Here is a 25,666-nt window from a genome sequence, read left to right as displayed (position 1 = left end):
CTTCGCATCTGCGGCGAAAACCACGAATGGAAGGGAATCTCTCCCTTCCACTAACAACTTTATAGCGCACATAGGGGCTTGAAACAAGCCCCCCGGACTGGGGCAGAATCTCCTGCTCGAACAGGTAAAACGCCTGATCAGACAGGGGATTCAACGTTGCAAGCATTCGATCTCGCGGGCCGTCACGACGCCAAGGCGGACCCGGCACTGATCGCCGATGACGAGCGGCACTTCGCCGCCATCGGGCAGAGTCTCGAGGAGCAGATCTCCGAGCTGAACGAACGGCTGGACGAGGTACGCCGTCGCCCGGGCGGCCACGGGCAGGAGGCCATGGACCGCGATCTGGAGGTGCACCGGATCGGCGGACAGCTGCGGATGCTGCGCAGGTTCAGCCTCGACCTGTGCCTGGGGCGGATCGTCACGGAGTCGGGCGACACGATCTACATCGGGCGGCTCGGGCTGACCGCCAGCGACGGCCGGCGGCTGCTGGTCGACTGGCGCTCCCCCGCCGCCGAGCCGTTCTTCGCAGCCACGCACGCCGACCCGCGCGGGCTGCTCAGCCGGCGCCGCTACCGCTGGACCAACGGGCGGATCACCGACTACTGGGACGAGGTCTTCACCGCGGAGGGGCTGGAGGGGCATGCCGCGCTCGACGACCAGTCGGCCTTCATCGCCACCCTCGGCAGCAGCCGCTCGCCGCGGATGCGCGACGTGCTGGGCACGATCCAGTCGGACCAGGACGCCATCATCCGGGCGTCGTCACGGGGCGCACTGGTCGTCGACGGCGGGCCGGGGACGGGCAAGACGGTGGTGGCGCTGCACCGCACGGCGTACCTCCTCTACTCCGACCCGCGCCTCGGCGAGGGCAAGGGCGGGGTGCTGTTCGTGGGACCGCACGAGCCGTACCTCTCCTACGTCGCGGACGTGCTGCCGAGCCTGGGCGAGGAGGGCGTACGCACCACCACGCTGCGCCGGATGGTGCCCGAGGGCGCCTCGTTGCTGCCCGAGACGGACGCGGAGGTCGCCCGGCTCAAGGCGGACGCCCGGATGGTCGCGGCCATCGAGCCGGCCGTGGCGCTCTACGAGAAGCCGCCGTCGAAGCCGACCCTCGTCGAGACTCCGTACGGCGACGCGGTGATCAGTGTCAGCGACTGGGCCGAGGCGCTCGCCGCCGCAGAGCCGGGTACGCCGCACAACGATGCCCGTGACCTGGTCTGGGACGCGCTGCTGAGGATCGTGACCGACAGGATCCAGGAGAACGGCGCCGCAGACCCGGACCGCGACTACGACGCCGATATCGACGACTGGGGCGACGAGCCGGAGGAGGACGAGTTCGACGCGTACGGGCTGGTCGACGAGGACGCCACCGATGCTCTGCGTGCCTCGCTGGAGACCAACGCCGGGCTGCTCGACGTCTTCGGCCAGGTCTGGCCGCGGCTGAAGCCCGCCGACATCGTCGGGGACCTGTGGGAGGTGCCCGCGTTCCTGCGGATGTGCGCGCCGTGGCTCGAGGAGGTGAAGCTGCTGCAGCGCGCGGACGCCCACGCCTGGACCGAGGCCGACCTGCCGCTGCTCGACGCCGCCCACCGCCGGCTCGGTGACCCCGACGCGTCCCGTCGCCGGAGCGCCAAGAAGGCGGCCGCAGCCGCAGACCGCAGGGCGAAGGCCGAGGTGGTCTCCGATCTGATCAGCCACGACGACTCCGACATCAAGGTGATGTCGATGCTGCGCGGCCAGGACCTGCGCACGGCGCTGCTGGACGACTCGGTGCGGGAGCCGGAGGAGCTCGACCCGTACGCCGGCCCGTTCGCGCACATCGTCGTCGACGAGGCCCAGGAGCTCACCGACGCCGAGTGGCAGATGCTGATCAGCCGCTGCCCCTCGCGCAGCTTCACGATCGTCGGCGACCGGGCGCAGGCGCGCCACGGGTTCACCGAGTCGTGGCAGGAGCGGCTCGAGCGCGTCGGGCTGGACCGGATCGAGATGGCCGGCCTGAACATCAACTACCGCACGCCCGAGGAGGTGATGGCCGCGGCCGAGCCGGTCATCCGCGCCGCGCTCCCCGACGCCAACGTGCCGACGTCGATCCGCGCCTCCGGCATCCCGGTCCGCCACGGCACGGTCGCGGACCTCGACGAGATCCTGGAGACCTGGCTCGCCGAGCACGACGAAGGCATCGCCTGCGTCATCGCCGCCGGGTCACCCGCCGAGGACGAGGGCCGGGTACGCCGCCTGAGCCCCGAGCACGCCAAGGGGCTCGAGTTCGATCTGGTCGTGCTCATCGACCCCGAGACGTACGGGTCCGGGATCGAGGGTGCCGTGGACCGCTACGTCGCGATGACGCGTGCTACCCAGCAGCTGGTGATCCTGACGAGCTGAGCTGACTACTGCGCGAATTGCGAAGCAACCGCAAATAACTCAGCGCTGAAGCGCTCCTCGTCTGGACGCAGCGCAGTGAGGAGCGCAGCGACGAACGAAGCGGAGGAAGACGAGGATCAAGCGAAAGCGCTCGCGAATTGCGAAGCAATCGCAAATAACTCAGTGCGTGGCGGGGAGGTTGTCTTCCTTGGCCTTGTGGGGCTTGGGAAGCAGCCCCTCGCCGCGGAGCACGCCGGGCAGGAGCACCACGAGGGAGATGACCACGGTCAGGATCACCGGGATGAGCAGGATGAGCAGGAGCAGACCGGAGGCGGTCATCTCCTCGGCGACCGGCCAGCCGTTGGGAACCTCGGCGCTGGCGGGGCCGGCGGTAGCAACAGAGGCGACGACGGCGGCGGTGGCGGAGGCGCCGAAGAGGCCGGCGCGGCGCAGGATCTGGTTGCTCACGCGCAGATAGTAACCGGCGTACGTCCTGGTTCTCATCTCTGCCCCTCGCCTCCGTGATCGGAGAAGATGCCCGGCCGGGGATTGGCGGTCGACCTTGAACGCCTTGGATACTGGAACCCATGTCCATTCCCCCGAACCCCCCACTGGTCTCGGTCTCCTGGTCGACTCTCGGCGAATGGGTGATCGGCATCCCGCTGCGCATCGCGGGCCTGATCCTGCTGGCGATCGTGCTCCGCTGGGTGCTTCACCGGGTCATCGACAAGGTGGTCAACCGCGCCGTGGACGCGCCCGCGCTGGCCGGCAAGATCACCAAGGCGGCCGACGTGAGCGAGGTCACGGCCGCGTCGTCCCGCCGCAGCCAGCGCGCCAAGGCGATCGGCTCGCTGTTCAAGAGCGTCATCACCGGTGTCCTGGTCGCGATCTTCGCCACCATGATCCTGGACCAGCTCGGCATCAACATCGCCCCGATCATCGCCTCGGCCGGAATCGTCGGTCTGGCCCTCGGTTTCGGTGCCCAGTCGCTGGTGCGCGACTACCTGTCCGGCATCTTCATGATCATCGAGGACCAGTACGGCGTCGGTGACAGCATCGAGGTGAACAACATCAGCGGCACGGTCGAGGCGGTGACGCTGCGGATCACCCGGCTGCGCGCACTCGACGGCACGGTCTGGTACATCCCCAACGGCGAGATCCTCACGGTCGGCAACCACAGCCAGAACTGGGCCCGCGCCGTCATCGACGTCGGCGTCGGCTACAACGAGGACCTCAACAAGGTGCAACGCGTGCTCCGCGAGGTCTCCCACGACCTGTGGGTCGACGAGGAGTTCAAGGGCCAGATCATCGAGGAGCCGGAGGTCACCGGTGTCGAGGCGCTGGCGGCCGACTCGATCACCCTGCGGGTGCTCATCAAGACCCTGCCGCTCAAGCAGTGGGCGATCGCGCGCGAGATGCGCCAGCGGATCAAGGCCCGCCTCGACTACGAGGGCATCGAGATGCCGTTCCCGCAGCGGGTCATCTGGCACCGCGAGGAGAAGGCGGCGGCTGCCCAGGAGGAGAAGGCGAACGCCTGACGTACGCAAGTGGTGATGCCCGGCCTCGGCCGGGCATCACCACTTTTACGTCTGATTCTTCTCGGTTCGTCGCGGTCGGGTCAGGCGAGCGCGGCGTCGAGGGTGATCGTGGTGCCGGCGAGGGCCTGGCTGACCGGGCAGCCGGCCTTGGCGGCCTCGGCGAGGCTGACGAAGGTCTCGTTGTCGAGCCCCTCGACCACGCCGCGGGTGGTGAGCTTGATGCCGGTGATGCCCGTGCCGGGGGTGAACTCGACCTCGGCGCTGGTCTGCAGGCTGGTCGCCGGGGTGCCGTTCTCGGCGAGGCCGTTGGAGAAGGCCATCGAGAAGCAGGACGAGTGGGCGGCGGCGATGAGCTCCTCAGGGCTGGTCTTGCCGCCGGGCTCCTCCGAACGAGCCGGCCAGGACACGTCGTAGGTGCCCAGGCCCGAGGACTCCAGCGTCACCTTGCCGGCGCCCTCGAAGAGGGTGCCCTCCCAGACGGTCGTGGCAGTGCGGGTGGTGGCCATCGTTAACTCCCAAAGATCGTGTGTGTGCGTACGCCCCCGATCCTGCCACGGCAGGCGAGCGCGGACCCGCGTGGAAGAATGGCTCAGTGACGTTTTATGAGGAGATCGGCGGGATGGACACCATCCGCACGATCGTGGCCAAGTTCTACGAGGGCGTGGCGACCGATGAGCTGATGCGGCCGATGTATCCCGAGGAGGATCTCGGTCCGGCGCAGGAGCGGCTGACGCTCTTCCTGGCCCAGTACTGGGGCGGCCCGACGACCTACTCCGAGCAGCGCGGCCACCCGCGCCTGCGGATGCGCCACGCCCCGTTCGAGGTCACCTCGGAGGCGCGTGACCGCTGGCTGAAGCACTTCCGCGAGGGCCTCGACGCCGCCGGGCTCACCCCCGAGCAGGACGCGCAGTTCTGGGCGTACGCGGAGCATGCCGCCAACTTCATGATCAACACCCCAGGGTGACCCGCGGCGACCCGCTCGCCGCGGCCGCCGTCCTGATGCTTCTAGAGTGTCGGCCGTGTCGACGACCTCCTCCCCCATGCGCCGGGCGCGCCGCGGAAAGGGACTGCTGCGCCACCCGAGCCAGATCGTGGCGGTCGGGTTCGCGGCGGCGATCCTGCTCGGCACGCTGCTCCTGATGCTTCCGGTGGCTCGCACCGAGCCGGGCCACGCCCCGTTCCTGACGGCGCTGTTCACCGCAACCAGCGCGGTCTGCGTCACCGGCCTGGTCGTGGTCGACACTCCGACGTACTGGTCGACGTTCGGCGAGATCACCATCCTCGGCCTGATCCAGGTCGGCGGGATCGGGATCATGACCCTCGCCTCGATGCTGGCGCTGGTCGTCTTCCGCCGGCTCGGGCTGCGCTTCCGGCTCACCGCCGCCGTCGAGCACGCCAGCTCCGGTCTCGGTGACGTACGCAGCGTCATCCTGGGCGTCGTCGGCATCAGCCTGGTCACCGAGCTGATCATCGCGATCCCGCTGACGTTGCGGTTCTGGCTGGGCTACGGCTCCACGCTCGAGCGGGCGGTCTACGACGGCGTCTTCCACTCGGTCTCCGCCTTCAACAACGCCGGGTTCGCGCTGCGGTCGGACAACCTGATGGGGTTCGTCGACGACCCCTGGATCTGCCTGCCCATCGCCGTCGCCGTCATCGCGGGCGGCCTCGGCTTCCCGGTGTGGCTGGAGCTGCTGCAGCGCACGAAGGTGCGGATGTGGAGCCTCCACACGAAGATGACCGTCTCGGGCACCGTCGGGCTGCTGCTCATCGGCACCCTGTTCTTCACCGCGGTCGAGTGGAGCAACCCCGACACCCTGGGCGCACTGAACACCCCGGGGAAGCTGCTGGCCGGCTTCTTCCAGAGCACCATGACGCGTACGGCCGGGTTCAACAGCCTCGACTACGAGCAGATGCACGAGGGCACGCTGCTCGGCGCGGACGTGCTGATGATCATCGGCGGTGGGTCGGCGGGCACGGCCGGCGGTCTCAAGATCACCACGTTCATGCTGCTCTTCTTCGTCATCGTCGCCGAGGTGCGCGGCCAGCGGGAGGTCGAGGCGTTCGACCGGCGCATCGACCCGCGGGCGATCCGTCAGGCGCTCACGGTCGCGCTGCTCTCGGTCGGCTTCGTGGTCTCCGGCACCATCGCCCTGCTCCATCTCGTCGACGCACCGACCCACCGGGTGCTCTTCGAGGCGGTCTCGGCCTTCGCCACGGTCGGCCTGTCGGCCAACCTCACCTACGACGTGCCCGCGGGCGGCCAGATCGTCCTCATCGCGATGATGTTCGTCGGCAGGATCGGCCCGATCACCCTCGTCTCCGCCCTGGCGCTCCGCGACCGCGAGCGCCTGCACCGCTTCCCGGAAGGACGGCCCCTCATTGGCTAGGACCAGATTGGACAAGAACGGCACCACCAACGGCGGCGTGGCTGTGCTCGGCCTCGGCCGGTTCGGCAGCGCGCTCGCCCTCGAGCTGGTCGAGGAGGGCGAGGAGGTGCTGGCCGCCGACATGGACCCGCGGACGGTGCAGGAGCACGCCGGACTGCTCACCCACGTGGTCGAGGCCGACACCACGAGCGAGGACGCGATGCGCGGCCTCGGCCTGAGCGAGTTCGGCACCGTGGTCGTGGCCATCGGCACCGACATCGAGGCGAGCATCCTGACCGCGTCGGTCGCGGTCCACCTCGGCGTACGCAACGTGTGGGCCAAGGCGATCAGCGAGCCCCATGCCCGGATCCTCACCCAGATCGGGGTGCACAACGTCGTCCGCCCGGAGCACGACATGGGGCAGCGCGTCGCCCACCTCGTGCGCGGACGGATGCTCGACTACATCGAGTTCGACGACGGGTACGTCTTCGTCAAGACCCGGCCGCCGGCGCTGCTGCACAACCGCAGCCTCGCCGGTGTCGGCGTGCGCCAGAACTACGGGGTGACCGTCGTCGGGGTGAAGCCCGCCGGCGGCAAGTTCACGTACACGACGCCGGACACCGTCATCCGTCCCGACGACCACATCGTCGTCTCCGGTCCGCAGCTCAAGGTCGAGGCGTTCGCCCGGCTCTAGCCGGGCGGCCCCGCTGGTCGAGCCGCCGGAGCCGCTAGGCGTAGGCGTGTCGAGACCAACACAGTCCCCTGTCGCGCTCGATGGGACTGTGTTGGTCTCGACACGCTCGGCCGCAGACGGCCTCGCGGCTCGACCAGCGGGGCAATCTAGACACCCGGGTCGAGGGTGTAGCCGACGCCTGCGGTGGTGACCAGGTAGCGCGGGTGGGAGGGGTCGTCCTCGAGCTTGCGGCGCAGCTGGGCGGCGTAGACGCGCAGGTAGTGGGTCTCCTTGGCGTAGGCCGGACCCCAGACCTCCTTGAGGATCTGCTCGCGCGGGACCAGCCGGCCGACGTTGCGGGCGAGCAGGTCCAGGAAGGACCACTCGGTCGGGGTCAGCCGTACGTCGGAGCCCGCCTTGCGCACCCGCTTGCGGGCGAAGTCGATCTCCAGGTCACCGACGGCCAGCGTCGTCACGGCCGGAGGCGCGGACTCCTGCGAGCGTCTGACCGCTGCCCGCAGCCGCGCCATCAGCTCGTTCATCGCGAACGGCTTCGTCACGTAGTCGTCGGCACCCAGGTCGAGCGCCTCGACCTTGTCGTCGCCGTGCTGCCGGGCGGAGAGCACGACGACCGGCACCTGGGTCCAGCCGCGCAGCCCTTCGATCACCTCGGTGCCGTCCAGGTCCGGGAGCCCGAGGTCGAGCAGGACGACGTCGGGGTTCTTCTCCGCCGCCGCCGCGAGCCCCGAGCGCCCGTCGGTCGCCGTCTCGACCTCCCAGCCTGCGGCCCGCAGGTTGATGGCGAGCGCGCGCAGCAGCGCGGGCTCGTCGTCGACGACGAGGACCTTGCTCATTCCTCGCCCTTCGCGCGCGGCACGGCGACCACCATGGTCAGGCCACCCCCGGGCGTGTCCTCGGCGGACAGCCGGATCCCCAGCGCCTCGCTCAGCCCCCTGGCCACGGCCAGACCGAGCCCCAGCCCGTCCGGCGAGGTGTCGTCGAGACGCTGGAACGGCTCGAACATGTGCTCCCGCTGCTCCTCCGGCACCCCTGGTCCGCGATCGACGATCATCACCTCCACAGTCTCCGGGGTCTCGTAGGCGAGGACGCGTACCGGCTCGCCGGGGTGAGGCCCCTGGCTGCCGGCCCGGACGGCGTTGCTCACCAGGTTGGCGACGATGCGCTCCAGCAACCCCGAGTCGGTGCGTACGAGCGGGGTGTCCTCGTCCACGTCGAACGCGATCGATCCGGGCGGCAGGCCGGCGACGGCCAGCGGCAGCGACTCCTCCAGGCTGACGTCCCGCATCGTGGGGTGGACCAGCCCGGCCTCGACCCGGGAGAGGTCGAGGAGGTTGTCGATGAGCGCCTCGAGCTGGTCGGCCGAGGTCGCAGCCGACGCGACGAGCTCCTTGCGGTCCTCCTCCGGCACCCGGCCCACGAGCAGGCCGTCGAGCGCCGCACGCATCGTGGCCAGCGGCGTACGCAGGTCGTGGGAGACCGCGCGGAGCAGCGAGGTCGAGGTCTGCTCGGCACGTTCCAGGGCGAGCGCACGATCGGCCTGGTCGCGCAGCCGGCGATACTCCAGCACCAGCGAGGTCTGGACCGCGAACGCGTCCAGCACCCGCTGGTCCGCCGCCCGGAGCGGATCGCCGCGCAGCACGATCACGTGGTCGTCGTCGACCCGGACCTCGGTGTCACCGGTCCCGGGCTCGCTGGCCGGGTCCTGGCCGACCGCGGCGAGGGTGTGCCAGCCCGACGCGCTCGCCCGCAGCAGCGCCACCGACCGCTGCCCGAAGCTCTCGCGTACGCGGTCGACGATCGCCTCGGCGGTGTCCTGCCCGGTGAGCACCGACCTCGACAGGGAGCCGATCGTCGATGCCTCCGCACGCGCCCGCGCGGCCTCCTCCGACCGTCGCGCCGCCTGGTCGACGACACCGGCCACGGACAGCGCCATCATCAGGAAGACCGCCAGCGCGAGGATGTTGTGGTGGCTCTGCACGGTCAGCTCGAAGTAGGGCGGCGTGAAGAAGAAGTTCAGCAGCCCAGCGCAGACCAGGGCCGCGACGGCCGAGGCCCACCGCCCGCCGATGAGCGCCACCGCGACGATCGCGCCGGTCATCAGCAGGCTGGCCACCGGGAGCTGGGCGTTGCGGTCGCCGGCGGGCACCAGGTAGAGCCCGCCCAGGACGGCGAGCGGCAGCATGGCCGCGGCGGCCCATCCCACCAGCCGGCGCGAACGGCCCAGTGCCGATCGGGGGCGCCGCAGGCGTACGCCTGCTCCGGCGTGCTCGTGGGTCACCAGGTGTACGTCGATGCTGCCCGCGGCGGTGGCGATCCGGTCGCCGGTGCTGCCGGCGAACAGGCGGCGCACCCGGCCGTGCCGGGAGACGCCGACGATGATCATGGTGGCGTTGGCACCGACGGCGAAGTCGACGATCGCGGTGGCCGGATCGTCGCCGATGACGGTGTGGAAGGTGCCGCCCAGCGAGCGGGTGAGCGCCTGGCTCTGCGGGAGGTCGCTGGTCGACCGGGCCAGCCCGTCGGCGGAGACGACGTGCACGGCGACCAGCTCGGAGCCCTTGGCCCGTTGGCAGAGCCGAGCCCCGCGGCGCAGCAGCGTCTCCGACTCGGGGCCGCCCGTCACCGCGACCACGATGCGCTCCTTGGTGGGCCACGGATGCGCGATCTGGTGCTCGCGCCGGTAGTCGCCGAGGGCGTCGTCGACGCGGTCGGCGAGCCACAGCAACGCCAGCTCCCGCAGCGCGGTGAGGTTGCCGACGCGGAAGTAGGAGGTCAGCGAGGCGTCGATGTTCTCCGGCTTGTAGATGTTGCCGTGGGCCATCCGGCGTCGCAGCGCCTGCGGCGCCATGTCGACCAGGTGGATCATGTCGGCGGTGCGGACCAGATCGTCGGGCACCGTCTCCCGCTGGCGTACGCCGGTGATCCGCTCGACCTCGTCGTTGAGCGACTCCAGGTGCTGGATGTTGACGGTGGTGATCACGTCGATCCCCGCCGCCCGGATCTGCTCGACGTCCTGGGCCCGCTTGGTGTGGCTGCTCCCCGGCACGTTGGTGTGCGCGAGCTCGTCGATGCAGACGACCTTGGGGCGGCGGGCGATCACCGCGTCCACGTCGAGCTCGGTGAAGGTCGTTCCGCGGTAGTCGACCTCTCGCCGCGGGATCACCTCGAGCCCTTCGATCTGGCGGGCCGTGTTGCTCCGGTCGTGGGTCTCCACGAAGCCGACGACCACGTCGGTCCCCCGCACCCGGCGCCGCTGCGCCTCGCCGAGCATGGCGTACGTCTTGCCGACCCCTGGCGCGGCTCCGAGATAGACGGTCAGACGGCCCCGCTTGCGCGGGGTCCGTCCGTCCGTCGACGTGGTCTGCACGTCCCTATTCAACCCTCTGCGCCCGCACCGCGATGTTGAGCTCGAGCACGTTGACCCGTGGCTCGCCGAGGAAGCCGAACGTCCGGCCGTCGGTGTGCTCGGCCACCAGCGCCGCCACCGCGTCCTCCGAGAGCCCGTTGGCGCGAGCCACCCGGGACACCTGGATGGCTGCGTAAGCCGGCGAGATGTCCGGGTCGATGCCGGATGCGGAGGCGGTGACGGCGTCGGCGGGGACCTGGCCGACCGGGACGCCTTCGCGCGCGGCGATCTCGCGCTGGCGCTCCCGGATCGCCTTGACCAGGTCCGGGTCCTCCGGGCCGAGGTTGGAGCCGTAGGTGGACAGCGTGTCCCAGCCGTCGCCGGCCGCGCTGGGACGAGGGTAGAAGAGCCCCTCGTCGTCGTTGCGCTGCCCAATCAGGGCCGAGCCGACCGCCTCGTCGGGGTCGTTGGTGCGCTCACCTGTCTCCGTGACGAGAGAACCGTCGGCGCGCCAGCCGAAGGCCGCCTGGGCTATGCCGGTGACCACCAGCGGATAGAGGAGACCGCACAGCAGGGTCGCGGCGACGAGCACCCGGAGCCCGGCGAGCGAGTGGCGGAGCAGGGCGAAGAGATCTGACATGTCGGGTTTCCTCACAGGCCTGGGATGAGAGAGATGACGAGGTCGAGCAGCTTGATACCGACGAACGGCACGATCAGGCCGCCGACCCCGTAGAGCAACAGGTTGCGGCGCAGCAGCGCCGAGGCCGAGGCCGGCCGGTAGCGGACGCCGCGCAGCGCCAGCGGGATCAGCGCGACGATGATCAGCGCGTTGAAGACGACCGCGGAGACGATGGCCGACTCCGGCGAGGAGAGCCGCATGACGTTGAGGACGTCCAGCGCCGGGAAGGCCGTGACGAACATCGCCGGCAGGATCGCGAAGTACTTCGCCACGTCGTTGGCCACCGAGAAGGTGGTCAGCGCGCCTCGGGTGATCAGCAGCTGCTTGCCGATCTCGACCACGTCGATGAGCTTGGTCGGGTCGGAGTCGAGGTCGACCATGTTGCCGGCCTCCTTCGCCGCGGTCGTGCCGGTGTTCATGGCGACGCCGACGTCGGCCTGCGCGAGCGCGGGCGCGTCGTTGGTGCCGTCGCCGCACATCGCGACCATCCGTCCCCCGCGCTGCTCGCGCCGGATCAGGGCGAGCTTGTCCTCCGGCGTGGCCTCGGCGAGCACGTCGTCGACGCCCGCCTGCTCGGCGATGGCGGCGGCGGTCGCGGCGTTGTCGCCGGTGATCATCACCGTCTTGATGCCCATCGCGCGCAGCTCGTCGAACCGCTCCCGGATGCCGTCCTTGACGACGTCCTTGAGATGTACGACGCCCAGCACCCGTGCCGGGTCGCTGTTCCGCTTCTCGGCGACCACGAGCGGCGTGCCACCGCTCTTGGCGATCTCGGCGACGATCTCCGCGGTCTCCGGGGGCACCTGGCCACCATGGTCGCGGACCCAGGCCGCCACCGCGGACGAGGCGCCCTTGCGTACGCTCAGGCCGGGGCTGTCCACACCGGACATCCGCGTCGTGGCCGAGAACTCCACCATCGTGGCCTCCGCCGGCCCGCCCATGGAGCGCCCGACCAGCGTGAGGATGCTGCGGCCCTCCGGGGTCTGGTCGGAGAGGCTGGCCAGGACCGCGGCGTTCTCCGCGCCGGTCAGCGTCACCCCGGTGACCGGGACGATCTCGTACGCCTGCCGGTTGCCGTACGTGATCGTGCCGGTCTTGTCGAGCAGCAGGACGTCCACGTCACCAGCCGCCTCGACGGCCCGCCCCGACATGGCTAGGACGTTGCGACGGACGAGACGGTCCATGCCGGCGATGCCGATCGCGCTCAGCAGGGCGCCGATCGTGGTCGGGATCAGGCAGACCAGCAGCGCGGTCAGGACCAGCCAGGACTGGTGGGCGCCGGAGTAGCCGGCCAGATAGTAGAGGCTGCCGCAGACGACCACGAAGATGACGGTCAGGCTGGTCAGGAGCACGTTGAGGGCGATCTCGTTCGGCGTACGCTGCCGCTCCGAGCCCTCGACGAGGGCGATCATCCGGTCCACGAAGGAGTGACCCGGGTCGGCGGTGATCCGGACGACGATCCGGTCCGAGAGGACCAGGGTGCCGCCGGTGACGGCGGACCGGTCGCCGCCGGACTCGCGGATCACGGGCGCCGACTCGCCGGTCACGGCCGACTCGTCGACGCTGGCGACGCCCTCGATGACGTCGCCGTCACCGGGGATCCGCTCCCCGGCCTCGACCACGACGACGTCGCCGGCACGCAGGTCGGTGGAGGCGACGACCTCCTGTGTGCCACCGAGGCCACCGTGCAGGCGGCGCGCGGTCGTCTCGGTCTGCAGCGCGCGGAGCGACGCCGCCTGAGCCTTGCCGCGGCCCTCGGCGACCGACTCGGCCAAGGCGCCGAAGACGACGGTGAGCCACAGCCACACGGTGACCAGCCAGCCCATCACCGACGGGTCGAGGACCGACATGACGGTCGTGGCGGCCGCGCCGATCTCGACCACGAGCATGACGGGTGTCGCCACCAGCCGGCGGGGATCGAGCTTGCGCAGCGCACCGGGCACGGCCTCGGCGATCTGCCTGGCGGTGAGCACTGACGGCGCGGCATCGACGTGGGTGTGGTGCTCGGCGTGTTCCGCAGGGTTACGTACGGGCGTCTGGGTCATGACAGCGACTCCACGATCGGGCCCAACATCAGGGCCGGGACGAAGGTCAGGCCGACGACGACCAGCGCGACGCCGGTCAGCAGGCCTACGAAGAGCGGACGGTGGGTGGGCAGGGTGCCGGCGTTGTCCGGCAGCCGGTTGGCGGAGGCGAAGCGGCCGGCCAGAGCCAGCACGACGACCATCGGCACGAACCTGCCCAGCAGCATCAGCAACCCGAGCAGCGTGTTCCAGAACGGGGTGCCCGAGGTGATCCCGGCGAAGGCCGAGCCGTTGTTGTTGGCGGCGCTCGTCACGGCGTACAGCGCCTCGGAGAGGCCGTGCGGACCGTCGGTCGAGAGCCCGGCCAGCCCCGCGGGAGCGGTCAGCGCGATCGCCGCCCCGACCAGCACCAGGATCGGCGTGGTCAGGATGTAGACCGCGACCAGCACCATCTCGTGGCGGCTGACCTTCTTGCCCAGGTACTCCGGCGTACGTCCCACCATCAGGCCGCACAGGAACACCGTGACCACGGCGAGCATGAGCATGCCGTAGAGGCCGGAGCCGACGCCGCCCGGCGCGATCTCCCCGAGCATCATCCCGAAGAGGGCGACCCCGCCGCCGGGGGCGGTCAGGCTCTCGTGCATACCGTTGACGGCACCGGTCGAGGTGCCCGTCGTGGCCGCCGCGAAGAGCGCGGTGGCGGCCTCGCCGAAGCGGGTCTCCTTGCCCTCCATCGCGGCTCCGGCGAGCTGCGGGGCGGTGCCGTGTCCGGCCATCTCCGCCCAGGTCAGCAGGGTCACGCCGACGGTGAGCAAGACCGCCATCGTCGCCAGGACCGCGCCACCCTGGCGCCGGTCCTTCACGATCAAGCCGAAGGCCCAGGCCATCGAGAACGGCAGCACGAGGATCGCCCAGATCTCGAGCAGGTTGGTGAACGGGTTGGGGTTCTCGAAGGGGTGGGCCGAGTTGACGTTGTAGAACCCGCCTCCGTTGGTGCCGAGCTCCTTGATGGCCTCCTGGCTGGCGACCGGGCCACCGGTGAGGGCCTGGCTGCCGCCCGTCAGCGTGGTCATCTCGTGCACCGGGTGCAGGTTCTGCACCGCACCGGCCGCGACCAGCACGATCGCGATCAGGAAGGCCACCGGGAGCAGCACCCGGAGCGTCGTCCGCACCAGATCGACCCAGAAGTTGCCGATCCGTCCCTGGTTGCGCGTGCGGGCCAACCCGCGGGCGAAGGCCGCGGCGACGGAGAGCCCGACCGCCGCGGAGACGAAGTTCTGCACCGCCAGCCCGGCCATCTGGATGAGGTGGCCGGTGGCCGCCTCGCCGGAATACCACTGCCAGTTGGTGTTGGTCACGAACGACACCGCGGTGTTCCAGGCCCCGTCGCTGGGCAGCGGGTCGAAGCCGCCGTCGAGCGGCAGCAGGCTCTGCAGACGGCCGAAGGCGAAGAGGAACAGGATCCCCACCAGGGAGAAGCCGAGGACCGACATCGCGTAGGCGCGCCAGTGCTGGTCGGCCTCGGGGTCGACCTTGAGGGCCCGGTAGGCCGCCGACTCGGCACGTAGGTGCCGGGGGCTGGTGTAGACGCGGGCGAGGTGGCGGCCCAGGAGCGGCACGCTGAGCGCCAGCGCCGCGACCAGGGCCAGGATCTGCAGCACGGCGGCGAGCGTGGCGCTCATCGCGCGGCCCCGGAGACTCTGTCGTCGTGGGGGACATTCACGTCCGCGGCCGCCTCGGCCGAGCCCAACCGGCGGTCGATCAGCCCGACCAACAGGGCGAGCCCGGCGAAGCACGCGAGCGTGAGGAGGATGTAGATGAGGTCTGACACGGCTCCATTGCAGATCCGGATCCGGCCGGTCTCGCCGGCCTTGACGGTTCCCTGACGGTACCCCGTACGACCCCGGCCGACCTTGACGCTTTCCTGATGCCTCGGAAACTTCTCGCGTCGCGCCCGAACCACATAACCTGTCCTCGTGCGGAAGTGGCTCCGTACGAACGAGGCATCCGGGCGTCGGTCCCGCGAGCGAGGAAGAGAGGAGGTGGCCGGCATGGACGGTCAACCTCCGAGTACCACCTCGCCCTGACCGGTCCGGCCACCTGGAGAACGTGCCCGGGCCGGCGCGACGCGTCTGCGCGTCGCCGTCCCGCTCGCTCGCAGCATCCAGGAGGCCACCCATGTCCGAGCGCCCGTTCAAGTCCCTGCGCGCACTCACCAGGCAGCGCCGTTCCGACCCTCCGAAGGTTCCGCCGACGACCTCGTCGCACGGCGGGGGCGGTCGGTCCTCGATGCCGACGCCGGTGACTCGCGGCAGCATGATCGACAGCGCCGTCTATGTCGGCGGCGACCGGGTCGACTCGCCGTCGACGCTGGCCGAGACGTACCGCTCGCTCCACGAGCACGACGACGCCATGGCCTGGATCGGCCTCTACCAGCCCAACCAGCACGAGCTGGCCTCGCTGGCCGAGGAGTCGGCCTGCACGAGCTCGCCGTCGAGGACGCGATCCTGGCCCATCAGCGGCCGAAGATCGAGCGCTACGACGACACCCTGTTCGTCGTGCTGCGGGCGGCCTGGTACGTCGACGAGACCGAGGACATCGACTTCGGCGAGCTGCACCTCTTCATCGGCCCCGACTTCGTGCTCACCGTCCGCCACGGCGCCCAGCCCGACCTCTCCCCCGTACGCCGCCGGATGGAGAGCAACCCGGATCTGCTCCGGCTCGGCCCGGAGGCGGTGCTGTACGCCATCCTCGACCGTGTCGTCGACGGCTACGGCCCGGTCGTGGCCGGTCTGGCCAACGACATCGACGAGATCGAGACCGAGATGTTCCGCGGCGACACCCAGGTCTCCCGCCGCATCTACGAGCTCTCCCGCGAGGTGGTCGAGTTCCAGCGGGCGACCCGTCCCCTGCTGGGCGTCGTACGCTCCCTGGCCGCCGGCTTCTCCAAGTACCGCACCGACGAGGAACTCCAGCGCTACCTGCGCGACGTCGAGGACCACGTGATCAACACCGTCGAGCAGATCGACGAGTTCCGCAACCTGCTGCGCGACATCCTCACCGTCAACGCCACCCTCGTCGCCCAGCAGCAGAACGAGGAGATGAAGGCGCTCAGCGAGCTCAGCGTGCAGCAGAACGACGAGGTCAAGAAGATCTCCGGCTGGGCCGCGATCCTGTTCGCCCCGACCCTGGTCGGCACGGTCTACGGGATGAACTTCGAGTTCATGCCCGAGCTGCAGTGGCGCTACGGCTACTTCATGGCGCTCGGCCTGATGCTGACCGTCAACGTCGTCCTCTACATCCTCTTCCGCCGCCGCAACTGGATCTGAGAAGGGGCCCCACACATGTTGGTCCACGCCCTGCGCCCGACCGGTCTCACCGAGCATCAGCCGAAGGAGGTGCCCGACCTGCTCGAGGAGGCGGACACCGTGGTGTGGATCGACGTGCCGGAGGGCACGTGCACTACGTCGAGCTGGACCAGTTCATCGGCATGAACTACCTGGTCGCCGCCGTCGTTCTCTACGTGCTGCTCAAGGCACGCCGCTGGCTGTGAGCCCGCCTGGACCGCGCGCTTCGTGGCGCGGTCAGGAAACGCTGACAAAGGTCCCGCTTCTCGACATCGGACGCAAGCACTGAGAGGCTACTGGACTCAAGCACACCATTCTGCAGACCAGACCCATTCTCGGAGGGCGCATGCGGGCAATTCAGCGGGCGATCGTCGGAGTCGGACTTGCGCTCGTCGCCGTCGTCGCGATGGCACTGCTCATCGGGGACCGTTGGTCGGCGGAGACGGACCCGTCGAGCCAGGCCTCGACGCAGGCGACCAGCCCGAAGGGTCCGCTGGTCGACGTCCCGGAAGGCCCTCCGGAGCCCGTCGACGCTGCCGAGGACACCTCGGTCGGCACGCTGCCGCCACCCGCGGACGCCTCGCTCGACACCCAGCAGATCTCCCGCGACCTGCTCGCGCCGCCCACCTCGCCGAACGCCCCGGACACCCGAGCCCCGCAAGCCCCGCGGGACGGCAAGACGATGAACGCACGGAAGTCGCCTGGTCAGAGGCAGGCCGAGACCTCCGGCCCGGCCCTCCCCCAGCAGGACGTGACGAGCAACCAGGACGGCTGGGCATGGGACGGCTGGCACGAGTGGGACGACGTCGACGGGTCCTACGGTGACGAGCGCGACGACGACGAAGACTGCCGGAGCGACGACCGGGACGACCGTTACGACCGCCGCCACGACTGCGACGATCGTGACCGCGACCGCGACCGCCGCGACTGAGTCCGCTAGAGCACGCTCTCGACGGCCGCCCGCACCTCCGGGGTCGGCTCGACGGCCTTCCCGGACTCGAGGTCGTAGAAGACCAGCGTGACCTGCCCGCGGGCCAGTCTGAGGTCGCCGTCGGCGATCTCGGACTCGATCGTCATCGACTTGGTGCCCAGCCGGGAGATGTGGCTCCACACGTCGTACGGCTCCGAGCGGGCGAGGATCGGCGCGTGGTAGGAGACATCGGTCTGGGCGACGACGACGGACGGCCAGGTGTCGAGGCCGTGCTGGGACCTGAGCCGCTGCATGAGCGCCACCCGCGACTCCTGGAAGTACTCGAAGTACTTCACGTTGTTCACGTGCCCGTAGGCGTCGACGTCGGAGAAGCGGACGTAGAGCGGGAAGTGGCCGTCCTCGAGCCGCTTCGGCTCTCCCAGGGCGAGCGGCTTCGAAGGGGTCTTCTCGAGGTAGGGCTCGAGGTTGGCCTTCTCCTCCGGCTTGAGCCGGCGCGGCGACTCGGTGGCGAAGACGTACGGAGCCAGGACCGTGCTGGCCCGCACGTAGACCGTGCGGGTGCCGTCGGGCCGGGTGCGGAAGATCTCGTAGGCCATCGTGAAGCTCGCCGCCCGGATGTCGGTCACCCAGGACTCGACGTAGACCGGCGTGAAGTCGAACAGCAGCGGCGCGACGTACGTGACCTGGTGGCTGGCCACCACGACACCTTCGGCCAGCCCCTGGGTCTGCGGGCTTCGGGCATGCGTGCGCAGCATGTCCACGCGCGCCTCTTGGAGGTAGTCGACGTAGACGACGTTGTTGACGTGGCCGAGCATGTCGAGGTCGGCCCATCGCATGGGGCATTCGTAGAGGTGGCGCACGTGGCCGATCCTTCCAGACCATCTTGGGCACTGGGCCTGGTCACCACGGAGCGGGCGGGCGAGTATGGTGTCGACCACAGTCCTCTACTCATCAGTAACCGGGAGTCTTCATGCCTGAGGCAGTCATCGTCGCCGCCGCCCGCACCCCGATCGGGCGAGCCAACAAGGGATCTCTGAAGGACTTCCGTCCCGACGACCTCGCGGCGCTCATCACCAAGGAAGCTGTCGGGAAGGTCGAGGGCCTCGACCCCAACGACATCGACGACCTGCTGCTGGGCTGTGGTCTGCCGGGTGGCGAGTCCGGCAACAACATGGGCCGCGTGGTCTCCGTCCTCAACGGCTGGGACAAGGTGCCCGGCGCGACCATCACCCGCTACTGCTCCTCCTCGGTGCAGACCTCGCGGATGGCGCTGCACGCGATCAAGGCCGGCGAGGCCGACATCATCGTCTCGGCCGGTGTCGAGACCGTCTCCCGCTTCGTCAAGGGCACCTCCGACCACCTGCCCGACACCGTCAACCACCTCTTCGACGACGCCCAGTCGCGCACCGCCGCGACCGCCGCCTCCAACGAGAAGTGGCACGACCCGCGCGAGGACGGCCTGCTGCCCGACGTCTACATCGCGATGGGCCAGACCGCGGAGAACCTGGCCACCTCGCGCGGCATCTCCCGCCAGGAGATGGACGAGTTCGGCGTACGCTCGCAGAACCTCGCCGAGAAGGCCATCGCCGACGGCTTCTGGGCCCGCGAGATCACCCCGGTCACCACGCCCGACGGCACCGTCGTCTCGGCCGACGACGGCCCCCGCGCGGGCGTCACTCTGGAGTCGATCTCCGGTCTCAAGCCGGTCTTCCGCGAGGACGGCACCGTCACCGCCGGCAACTGCTGCGCCCTCAACGACGGCGCCGCCGCCGTGGTGATCATGTCGGACACCAAGGCCGCCGAGCTCGGCGTCACCCCGCTGGCGCGGATCGTGTCCACCGGCGTCTCCGGCCTCTCCCCCGAGATCATGGGCCTCGGCCCGGTCGAGGCGACCCGGAACGCGCTCAAGTACGCCGGCATGTCGATCGGCGACATCGACCTGGTCGAGATCAACGAGGCCTTCGCCGCCCAGGTGATCCCGTCCTACCAGGACCTCGGCATCGACATCGACCGCCTCAACATCAACGGTGGCGCCATCGCCGTCGGTCACCCCTTCGGCATGACCGGCGCGCGCCTGCAGAACACCATGCTCAACAGCCTCGACTGGCACGACAAGACCACCGGTCTCATCACCATGTGCGTCGGCGGCGGCCAGGGCATGGCGATGATCCTCGAGCGCATCTGACACCCCGCCGACTCGGCGCGTCTGCCCCAGGCAAGCACGCCGAGTCGGCGCGTCTGTCCCACCTGGACGCGTCGAGTCGGCGCGTCAGCGCATCTCGATGCCGGGACGGTCGCTGATCAGGTTGTCCGAGACGGCGTTCATGACCCGACCCAGGGCGGCGAAGTCCTCCGGGCTCACCAGATCGATGAGGTATTCGCGTACGCCGGCGACGTGGACGGGAGCGGCCTCCCGCAGCAGCGCGAAGCCGCGGTCGCTCAGCGTGGCGACCACGCCGCGGCCGTCCTCGGCCGAGTTGCGGCGCTCGACGAGCCCGGCGCGCTCCATCCGGGTGATCGTGTGGGTGACCCGGGAGCGCGAGTGAGCCAGGGAGTCGGCGAGCTGGGCCATCCGCATGGCGCCGTCGTTCTCGGAGAGGCGTACGAGGATCTCGTACTCCGGCAGCGAGATGTCGAACTGGGCGCGCAGATCGGCGTCGAGGCGGTCATCGAGCAGGGTCATCCCCATCATCAGCGCACGCCACGAGCGCTGCTGCTCTTCGTCCAGCCACCGAGTCTCATCACCCACGGGGCATTACGTTAGACCTCTCTCCGGGCTGTTCCGTGCACGGGCACGCATGTTGGGCCCACAGAATCGGGACCAACGGCAGAAAACTACGGGACCTTAGCCCGGGTCGAGCCGCCTCGGGAGCGCGAGAAACAATTCGCCACCGGTTCAGGTAAAGGCGAAGATGTTTCGGTGTCGACTTCCCCAGCCCTCAGACTTCGTGACTTCCTAGCCGCCCTCCCACGCGAGGGCCGCTGGCTCCTCGCGACGGTCGCGATCCAGCTCCTCGGGCGCGGCATGACACTGCCGTTCACGATCATCTACCTGCACGAGGTACGCGGTTTCGACCTCGGCCTCGCCGGCACCCTGATGGGCCTGATCGCCATCGTCGGCTTCGTCGTCACCGGTCCGGCCGGCTCGTTGATCGACAGGTACGGAGCCCGTCCGGTGATCCTCGGCGGCCTGGCCTGCGCGATCGCCGGCGACATCATGCTCGCCTTCGCCGCCACCCCGGTGCTCGCCGCCGCGGCGCTGTGCCTCCTGGGCGTTCAGGCCGGGGTCTCCTGGCCCGCCGCCAACGCCCTGGTCGCCACCGTGGTCGAGGGTGAGCTCCGGCAGCGCTACTACGGCGTGAACTTCGCCCTGATCAATCTCGGCATCGGCGTCGGCGGCGTCATCGGCGGTCTCTTCATCGACGTGACCCAGCCCGAGACGTTCACCTACGCGTTCCTGGGCAACGCCGCCACCTTCACGATCCCGGCGCTCGTCCTGCTCGGACCGCTGCGCCACCTGCACGGTCGAGCCGCGCGGCCCGCTGCCGACGAGCCCCATGCCACCGCGTCGTACGCCACGATCCTGCGCCGTCCCGAGGTCATCTGGCTCGTGGTGATCGGGGTCCTCCTCTCGACCCTCGGCTACGGCCAGATCGAGAGCGGCTTCCCGGCCTACTCCCGGCAGATCTCCGAGGTCTCGACGCGGGTGGTCGGGTTCGCGTTCGTGGTGAACTGCGCGGTGATCGTGCTCGCGCAGTTCTGGGTGATGAACCGGGTCAGCGGTAAGCGGCGCACCCGGGTGCTCATCGCCACGGCAGGGATCTGGGCCTTCGCCTGGATCGTGTTCGGTGCGACCGGCCTGGTGCCGGGCTCCGTTGCGGCCATCGTCGGCGTGGTCGCCTTCCAGGGGCTGTTCTTCGCGCTGGGCGAGACGCTGATGCAGTCGGCGTTCCCGGCCCTGACCAACGACATGGCCCCCGACCACCTGCGCGGGCGCTACAACGCGATCAACTCGGCCTCGTTCCAGACCGGGGCGATCGTCGGTCCGATCCTGGCCGGGTTCCTGCTCGAGCACGGCCAGTCGACGCTGTTCATCGCCCTGATGGTGGTCGGCTGCGTCGGCATCGTCGCCGGCTCGCTGCGGCTCGAGCGCCGGATCACCCCCGCCGTGAACGGCCTCCGTCCCGCCCTGATCGCCGAGTCGGCTCGAACTGACGCCGACGTCGGCCGAGTCAGCTCGTCTTGACGGGCCGACTCGGCACGGGGGTCGGTCAAAACGCGCCGACTCGGCACGTCCGTTCGAGACGGACGCGCCGAGTCGGCGGGGTGTTGCTCAGTCGCGGGTGAGGCGACGGTGGGTGACGCGGTGCGGGCGTGCGGCCTCCGGGCCGAGGCGCTCGATCTTGTTGGCCTCGTAGGACTCGAAGTTGCCCTCGAACCAGAACCACTCGCCCTCGTTCTCCTCGGTGCCTTCCCAGGCGAGGATGTGGGTGGCGACGCGGTCGAGGAACCAGCGGTCGTGGGAGGTGACCACGGCGCAACCGGGGAAGTCGAGCAGCGCGTCCTCCAGCGAGGAGAGCGTCTCGACGTCGAGGTCGTTGGTGGGCTCGTCGAGCAGCAGCATGTTGCCGCCCTGCTTCAGGGTGAGCGCGAGGTTGAGGCGGTTGCGCTCACCGCCGGAGAGCACGCCGGCCTTCTTCTGCTGGTCGGGACCCTTGAAGCCGAACGACGCGACGTAGGCGCGGCTGTTCATCTCGAAGTTGGCGACCTTGATGAAGTCCAGGCCGTCGGAGACGACCTCCCAGACGTTCTTGTTGGGGTCGATGCCGCCACGGCTCTGGTCGACGTAGGAGATCTTGACCGTCTGACCGACGTTGAGCTCACCGGCGTCGGGCGTCTCGGAGCCGGTGATCATCCGGAACAGGGTGGTCTTGCCGACACCGTTGGGGCCGACGATGCCGACGATGCCGGCACGCGGGAGCGAGAACGAGATGTCGTTCCACAGCGTGCGGCCCTCGAAGCCCTTGGTCAGGCCCTTGGCCTCCATCACCACGTCGCCCAGACGCGGGCCCGGCGGGATGTTGATGTCGGCGGTGTCGATCTTGCGGGCCTTGTCGGCCTCGGCGGCGAGCTCCTCGTAGCGGGCCAGACGCGACTTCGACTTGGTCTGACGCGCCTTGGCGTTGGAGCGGACCCACTCCAGCTCCTTCTCGAGCATCTTGGCGCGCTTGGCGTCCTTGAGGCCCTCGACCTTGAGACGCTCCTTCTTGGTCTCCAGGTAGGTGGAGTAGTTGCCCTCGTAGCCGTGGATCGACCCACGGTCGACCTCGGCGATCCACTCGGCGACGTTGTCGAGGAAGTAGCGGTCGTGGGTGACGGCCAGGACGGCACCCTTGTAGCTCTTCAGGTGACCCTCCAGCCACTGCACCGACTCGGCGTCGAGGTGGTTGGTGGGCTCGTCGAGCAGGAGCAGGTCGGGCTCCTGCAGGAGCAGCTTGCACAGCGCGACCCGGCGGCGCTCACCACCGGAGAGGTTGTCGACGATCGCGTCGCCCGGAGGGCAGCGCAGCGCGTCCATCGCCTGCTCCAGCTTGGAGTCGATGTCCCAGGCGTTGATGTTGTCCAGGTAGGTCTGGAGCTCACCGGTCTCGGCCATCAGGGCGTCCTGGTCGGCGTCGGGGTCACCCATCTCCATGTAGGCGTCCTCGAGGCGCTTCATCTTCGCCTTGATCTCGCCGACCGCCTCCTCGACGTTCTCGAGGACGGTCTTGCCCTCGGTCAGGGGCGGCTCCTGCTGGAGCATCCCGACGGTCGCGTCCTGGTCGCGGACGATGTCGCCGTTGTTGGGCTGGTCGAGCCCCGCCATCAGCTTGAGCAGCGAGGACTTACCCATACCGTTCGGGCCGACGACGCCGATCTTGGCACCGTGCAGGAACGAGAGGGTGACGTTGTCGAGGACGACCTTGTCGCCATGGGCCTTGCGCACGTTGCGCAGGGAGAGGATGTAGTCGGCCATGGGTCCACCCTAATGAGGGAGAGGTACGCCGGTACAACCGGCGCACCCCGCCGCAGGCCCGGCCCACCTCAGGCCGCCGCGGTGGCCTCCGAGTCCGGGGCCGCCTCACCCTCGTCGGACGTCGCCGGCTGCTGCTCCCACGGGTCGGAGCCGGGCGCCCGCCAGTCGGCCATCGGGTCGCGGCCGGGCTCATCGTCACGGGGCCCGGGGGCAGCGGCGGCGACCGCGGCCAGCGTGCGCGGGTTGCGCGAGAGGCTGGTCATACCGCGGTTGAGGTCGTGGCCGACGACGTTCGCCTCGACCTCGAACGTGTTGACCTCGAGACCGTCCTTGTTGACGTAGCTGCGGGCCGTCAACCGCCCGTGGACGACCACCGGGTCACCCTTGCGCAGCGAGCGCCCGACGTTCTCCCCCAGCTGGCGCCAGGCGCTCACCGTGAACCACTGGGTCACACCGTCGGTCCACTCCCCGGTGGCCCGGTTGAGCTTCCGCGGCGTGCACGCCAGCCGGAAGTTGGCCACCGAGACGTCGCCGACGCTCCGCACGATGGGGTCCGCGCCGACGTAGCCACGCAGGGTGATGATCGAGTCGTTCATCGTTGTCTCCTCAGGTTGCACGCCCGCCTGGTGCGGGCCTCGGAGACAACCCTGCGCTCGACCACCGACAGTTCCGGGCGGCGTACGTCCGGCTGTGGACAACCCCGGATCGAACCATCCCTGTGGACAGTGATCGGCCCGGAGGTCGGCCCTACCCGCCCGACCTCCAGGTCAGCGCAGCGCCTTGGCCACCCCGTGCCGGAGCGCGGTGTAGGCCGCCAGCTCGGTCTCGATCGGGTCGACGACCAGCTCACGGGAGACATCGGCGACCGCCGTACGCAGCCGCGCGTCAGCCACCCGCGCCCGGCGCCGCGCGGTGCTGATCACCAGCAGGTGACACACGCACCACAGCAGCAGCCCGAGCCCGACACCACCGATGAGCAGGACGTAGGGCAGCTCGACCCCGGCGACCGACGGGGTCACCTCGCCGACCTGAGCGGCTCCGGAGAGGAGCAGTGCCACCGACCACACCAGCCCGATACCGGCCACGATGATCAGCAGCCACTGGAGCGCCTTCACCATCCCGGTCCACAGCGGCAACCGCTCGGCGTTGAGGTCGACACCACCGACGGAGGCGTCGAGCCGGTCGGCGAGGTCGCCCATCCGGGAGACCGACGCCCTGCGGATCGCGTCGCGCCACGGCGAGGCGAGGCCGGCACCGGCCTCGTCGGCGAGCTGGCGCACCTCGGTGTCGACCCGCGCCCGCTCGACGGCGGTGGTCTGCGGCAGCGAGGTCCGGGCACGCCCGGCCAGCTGGGTCGCCTCCTCCCCCAGCGAGAGGTGCAGCCGCTTGAGAGGATCGGGCCGAAGCCGGGAGACCCACGAGACCAGCGGCCAGCCGGTGGCCGCCCGGGCGCGGGTGCGTACGGACCGCTCGACCGCGTCCACCACGGTCGGCACCCCCGCCGCCTCGGCGATGGCGTCCTCGAGCGCCTCGACCCGCGGCTTGGCCAGGGAGCGCGGCTTGGCGTCGCCGGAGGCCTTGGCGAGCTTGACGGCGGCGGTCTTGATGTCGGCGGAGAGGCGGGACTTGTTGGCCCGCTTCGCTGCGGCCCGCTGGGCGATCTCTGCCTTGAGCTGTGGGATCCCCCAGCCGAGCTTGGCCGAGACCGGGATCACCGGGACGTTGCGCAGCCCGTCCTGGTCCAGCAGCCGGCGTACGTCACCCAGCATCGACTCCCGACGGTCCTCCGGCACCCGGTCGATGTGGTTGAGCACCACGACCATGATCTCGGAGTGGGTCCGGAGCGGCTGCAGGTAGCGGTCGTGGATGGCCGCGTCGGCGTACTTCTGCGGGTCGAGCACCCACACCAGCATGTCGGCGAGCTCGACCAGTCGGTCGACCTCGAGATGGTGGGAGACCTCGGTGGAGTCGTGGTCGGGCAGGTCGAGCAGCACGACGCCGTCGAGCTCGTGCCCCTCCCGCCGGGTGTCGAGCATCGAGTCGCGGGTGGTCTGGTGACGCTCCGGGATGCCCAGCCACTCGAGCAGCTCCTGGGCACCCTCCGAGCCCCACACGCAGGCGGTCGCCCACGACGTGGTCGGCCGGCGGACGCCGACGGCGGAGAGCTCCAGCCCGGTCAGGGCGTTGAACGTGGAGGACTTGCCCGAACCGGTCGCACCGGCGACCCCGACGACCGTGTGGTCGGCGGAGAGCTTGAGGCGCCCCTGGGCCTTGTTGACCACGGTGCGCGCCTCCTCGACGAGCCCGTCGTCGAGGCGCCCCGTCGCAGCCACGGTCGCAGCGGTCAGTCCGTCCAGTCGATCGCCG

Annotated in this window: 22 protein-coding genes; 9 read left to right on the top strand and 13 right to left on the bottom strand. The window is 69.9% G+C overall.

Annotation, left to right across the window (positions count from 1 at the left end; translation table 11 throughout):
• Positions 1 to 156: 156 nt before the first annotated feature.
• Entirely contained in the window at positions 157 to 2,379 is a 2,223-nt protein-coding gene (helR, locus tag G5C66_RS15745) for an RNA polymerase recycling motor ATPase HelR (RefSeq protein ID WP_165111900.1), read from the top strand.
• Positions 2,380 to 2,538: 159 nt separating this feature from the next.
• Here helR and G5C66_RS15740 read toward each other — a convergent pair whose 3' ends face one another.
• Positions 2,539 to 2,826 (bottom strand): hypothetical protein, encoded by a 288-nt coding sequence (locus G5C66_RS15740; protein WP_165111899.1) that lies wholly within the window; start codon positions 2,824 to 2,826, stop codon positions 2,539 to 2,541.
• A 119-nt stretch (positions 2,827 to 2,945) separates the two neighbouring features.
• Here G5C66_RS15740 and G5C66_RS15735 point away from each other — a divergent pair, with 119 nt between their 5' ends.
• Positions 2,946 to 3,896: a mechanosensitive ion channel family protein gene (locus G5C66_RS15735; protein ID WP_165111898.1), complete on the top strand. Its 951-nt coding sequence runs from the start codon at positions 2,946 to 2,948 to the stop codon at positions 3,894 to 3,896.
• A gap of 80 nt (positions 3,897 to 3,976) precedes the next feature.
• Here the strand turns inward: G5C66_RS15735 and G5C66_RS15730 are convergent, their stop codons facing one another.
• The gene (locus G5C66_RS15730; protein ID WP_165111897.1) at positions 3,977 to 4,402 is read right to left on the bottom strand and encodes an OsmC family peroxiredoxin; all 426 of its coding nucleotides are present in this window, start codon (positions 4,400 to 4,402) and stop codon (positions 3,977 to 3,979) included.
• 86 nt (positions 4,403 to 4,488) lie between these two features.
• Between G5C66_RS15730 and G5C66_RS15725 the strand changes: the two genes are divergently transcribed.
• Genes G5C66_RS15725 through G5C66_RS15715 form a run of 3 tightly spaced genes read left to right on the top strand, consistent with a single transcriptional unit; the run spans position 4,489 to position 6,956 of the window.
• Entirely contained in the window at positions 4,489 to 4,860 is a 372-nt protein-coding gene (locus tag G5C66_RS15725) for a globin domain-containing protein (protein WP_165111896.1), read from the top strand.
• A gap of 55 nt (positions 4,861 to 4,915) precedes the next feature.
• Positions 4,916 to 6,283, top strand: coding sequence for a TrkH family potassium uptake protein (locus G5C66_RS15720; protein WP_338144191.1), 1,368 nt, complete (start codon positions 4,916 to 4,918; stop codon positions 6,281 to 6,283).
• Positions 6,284 to 6,290: 7 nt separating this feature from the next.
• A complete protein-coding gene (locus G5C66_RS15715) occupies positions 6,291 to 6,956 on the top strand; it encodes a potassium channel family protein (protein ID WP_241248559.1) in 666 nt (221 codons plus the stop codon).
• Positions 6,957 to 7,102: 146 nt separating this feature from the next.
• Here G5C66_RS15715 and G5C66_RS15710 read toward each other — a convergent pair whose 3' ends face one another.
• Genes G5C66_RS15710 through G5C66_RS15685 form a run of 6 tightly spaced genes read right to left on the bottom strand, consistent with a single transcriptional unit; the run spans position 7,103 to position 14,836 of the window.
• Positions 7,103 to 7,789, bottom strand: coding sequence for a response regulator (locus G5C66_RS15710; protein ID WP_165111895.1), 687 nt, complete (start codon positions 7,787 to 7,789; stop codon positions 7,103 to 7,105).
• Positions 7,786 to 10,323 (bottom strand): DUF4118 domain-containing protein, encoded by a 2,538-nt coding sequence (locus tag G5C66_RS15705; RefSeq protein WP_338144190.1) that lies wholly within the window; start codon positions 10,321 to 10,323, stop codon positions 7,786 to 7,788. The genes G5C66_RS15710 and G5C66_RS15705 overlap by 4 nt, the downstream gene beginning before the upstream one ends.
• 4 nt (positions 10,324 to 10,327) lie before the next feature.
• A complete protein-coding gene (gene kdpC / locus G5C66_RS15700) occupies positions 10,328 to 10,942 on the bottom strand; it encodes a potassium-transporting ATPase subunit KdpC (protein WP_165111894.1) in 615 nt (204 codons plus the stop codon).
• Between the two features lie 11 nt (positions 10,943 to 10,953).
• Positions 10,954 to 13,026, bottom strand: a complete 2,073-nt coding sequence (gene kdpB, locus G5C66_RS15695; protein ID WP_165111893.1) for a potassium-transporting ATPase subunit KdpB — start codon at positions 13,024 to 13,026, stop codon at positions 10,954 to 10,956.
• Complete coding sequence (gene kdpA / locus G5C66_RS15690) at positions 13,023 to 14,687, bottom strand: potassium-transporting ATPase subunit KdpA (protein WP_165111892.1); 1,665 nt, start codon at positions 14,685 to 14,687, stop codon at positions 13,023 to 13,025. Before kdpA ends, kdpB begins: the two co-directional genes overlap by 4 nt.
• Complete coding sequence (locus G5C66_RS15685) at positions 14,684 to 14,836, bottom strand: hypothetical protein (RefSeq protein WP_165111891.1); 153 nt, start codon at positions 14,834 to 14,836, stop codon at positions 14,684 to 14,686. The genes kdpA and G5C66_RS15685 overlap by 4 nt, the downstream gene beginning before the upstream one ends.
• Positions 14,837 to 15,137: 301 nt before the next feature.
• Here G5C66_RS15685 and G5C66_RS15680 point away from each other — a divergent pair, with 301 nt between their 5' ends.
• The gene (locus G5C66_RS15680; protein ID WP_338144195.1) at positions 15,138 to 16,334 is read left to right on the top strand and encodes a magnesium and cobalt transport protein CorA; all 1,197 of its coding nucleotides are present in this window, start codon (positions 15,138 to 15,140) and stop codon (positions 16,332 to 16,334) included.
• 364 nt (positions 16,335 to 16,698) lie between these two features.
• Positions 16,699 to 17,283, top strand: a complete 585-nt coding sequence (locus G5C66_RS25590) for a hypothetical protein (RefSeq protein WP_206444156.1) — start codon at positions 16,699 to 16,701, stop codon at positions 17,281 to 17,283.
• 5 nt (positions 17,284 to 17,288) lie between these two features.
• Here G5C66_RS25590 and G5C66_RS15670 read toward each other — a convergent pair whose 3' ends face one another.
• Entirely contained in the window at positions 17,289 to 18,119 is an 831-nt protein-coding gene (locus tag G5C66_RS15670) for an acyl-CoA thioesterase (protein ID WP_165111890.1), read from the bottom strand.
• A gap of 134 nt (positions 18,120 to 18,253) precedes the next feature.
• Here G5C66_RS15670 and G5C66_RS15665 point away from each other — a divergent pair, with 134 nt between their 5' ends.
• Entirely contained in the window at positions 18,254 to 19,468 is a 1,215-nt protein-coding gene (locus G5C66_RS15665) for an acetyl-CoA C-acetyltransferase (protein ID WP_165111889.1), read from the top strand.
• 84 nt (positions 19,469 to 19,552) lie between these two features.
• Here the strand turns inward: G5C66_RS15665 and G5C66_RS15660 are convergent, their stop codons facing one another.
• Positions 19,553 to 20,032: a MarR family transcriptional regulator gene (locus G5C66_RS15660; protein WP_165111888.1), complete on the bottom strand. Its 480-nt coding sequence runs from the start codon at positions 20,030 to 20,032 to the stop codon at positions 19,553 to 19,555.
• Between the two features lie 171 nt (positions 20,033 to 20,203).
• Between G5C66_RS15660 and G5C66_RS15655 the strand changes: the two genes are divergently transcribed.
• Positions 20,204 to 21,529, top strand: coding sequence for an MFS transporter (locus G5C66_RS15655; RefSeq protein ID WP_165111887.1), 1,326 nt, complete (start codon positions 20,204 to 20,206; stop codon positions 21,527 to 21,529).
• A gap of 87 nt (positions 21,530 to 21,616) precedes the next feature.
• On the opposite strand, the gene ettA is transcribed toward G5C66_RS15655, so the two are convergent.
• The 3 genes from ettA to G5C66_RS15640 all read right to left on the bottom strand — a co-directional run bounded on the left by ettA (position 21,617) and on the right by G5C66_RS15640 (position 25,656).
• Positions 21,617 to 23,299 carry an energy-dependent translational throttle protein EttA gene (gene ettA, locus G5C66_RS15650; protein WP_165111886.1) on the bottom strand — a complete coding sequence of 561 codons (1,683 nt, stop codon included), beginning with the start codon at positions 23,297 to 23,299 and terminating at the stop codon, positions 21,617 to 21,619.
• Positions 23,300 to 23,367: 68 nt separating this feature from the next.
• Positions 23,368 to 23,895 (bottom strand): single-stranded DNA-binding protein, encoded by a 528-nt coding sequence (locus G5C66_RS15645; RefSeq protein WP_165111885.1) that lies wholly within the window; start codon positions 23,893 to 23,895, stop codon positions 23,368 to 23,370.
• A gap of 171 nt (positions 23,896 to 24,066) precedes the next feature.
• Positions 24,067 to 25,656, bottom strand: a complete 1,590-nt coding sequence (locus G5C66_RS15640) for a GTP-binding protein (protein WP_478354321.1) — start codon at positions 25,654 to 25,656, stop codon at positions 24,067 to 24,069.
• Positions 25,657 to 25,666 lie beyond the last annotated feature (10 nt).

Source organism: Nocardioides turkmenicus (assembly GCF_011045035.1).
Taxonomy (GTDB): domain Bacteria; phylum Actinomycetota; class Actinomycetes; order Propionibacteriales; family Nocardioidaceae; genus Nocardioides; species Nocardioides turkmenicus.
This window is presented reverse-complemented; position numbering and strand designations above follow the sequence as displayed.

Bases quoted from the DNA above. Each gene is read 5' to 3' on its own strand.
- G5C66_RS15735 (WP_165111898.1), top strand. From the start codon at position 2,946: ATGTCCATTCCCCCGAACCCCCCACTGGTCTCGGTCTCCTGGTCGACT.
- G5C66_RS15730 (WP_165111897.1), bottom strand. From the start codon at position 4,402: ATGGCCACCACCCGCACTGCCACGACCGTCTGGGAGGGCACCCTCTTC.
- G5C66_RS15710 (WP_165111895.1), bottom strand. From the start codon at position 7,789: ATGAGCAAGGTCCTCGTCGTCGACGACGAGCCCGCGCTGCTGCGCGCG.
- kdpC (WP_165111894.1), bottom strand. From the start codon at position 10,942: ATGTCAGATCTCTTCGCCCTGCTCCGCCACTCGCTCGCCGGGCTCCGG.
- kdpB (WP_165111893.1), bottom strand. From the start codon at position 13,026: ATGACCCAGACGCCCGTACGTAACCCTGCGGAACACGCCGAGCACCAC.
- kdpA (WP_165111892.1), bottom strand. From the start codon at position 14,687: ATGAGCGCCACGCTCGCCGCCGTGCTGCAGATCCTGGCCCTGGTCGCG.
- G5C66_RS25590 (WP_206444156.1), top strand. From the start codon at position 16,699: ATGCGGGCAATTCAGCGGGCGATCGTCGGAGTCGGACTTGCGCTCGTC.
- G5C66_RS15670 (WP_165111890.1), bottom strand. From the start codon at position 18,119: ATGCGATGGGCCGACCTCGACATGCTCGGCCACGTCAACAACGTCGTC.
- G5C66_RS15665 (WP_165111889.1), top strand. From the start codon at position 18,254: ATGCCTGAGGCAGTCATCGTCGCCGCCGCCCGCACCCCGATCGGGCGA.
- ettA (WP_165111886.1), bottom strand. From the start codon at position 23,299: ATGGCCGACTACATCCTCTCCCTGCGCAACGTGCGCAAGGCCCATGGC.
- G5C66_RS15645 (WP_165111885.1), bottom strand. From the start codon at position 23,895: ATGAACGACTCGATCATCACCCTGCGTGGCTACGTCGGCGCGGACCCC.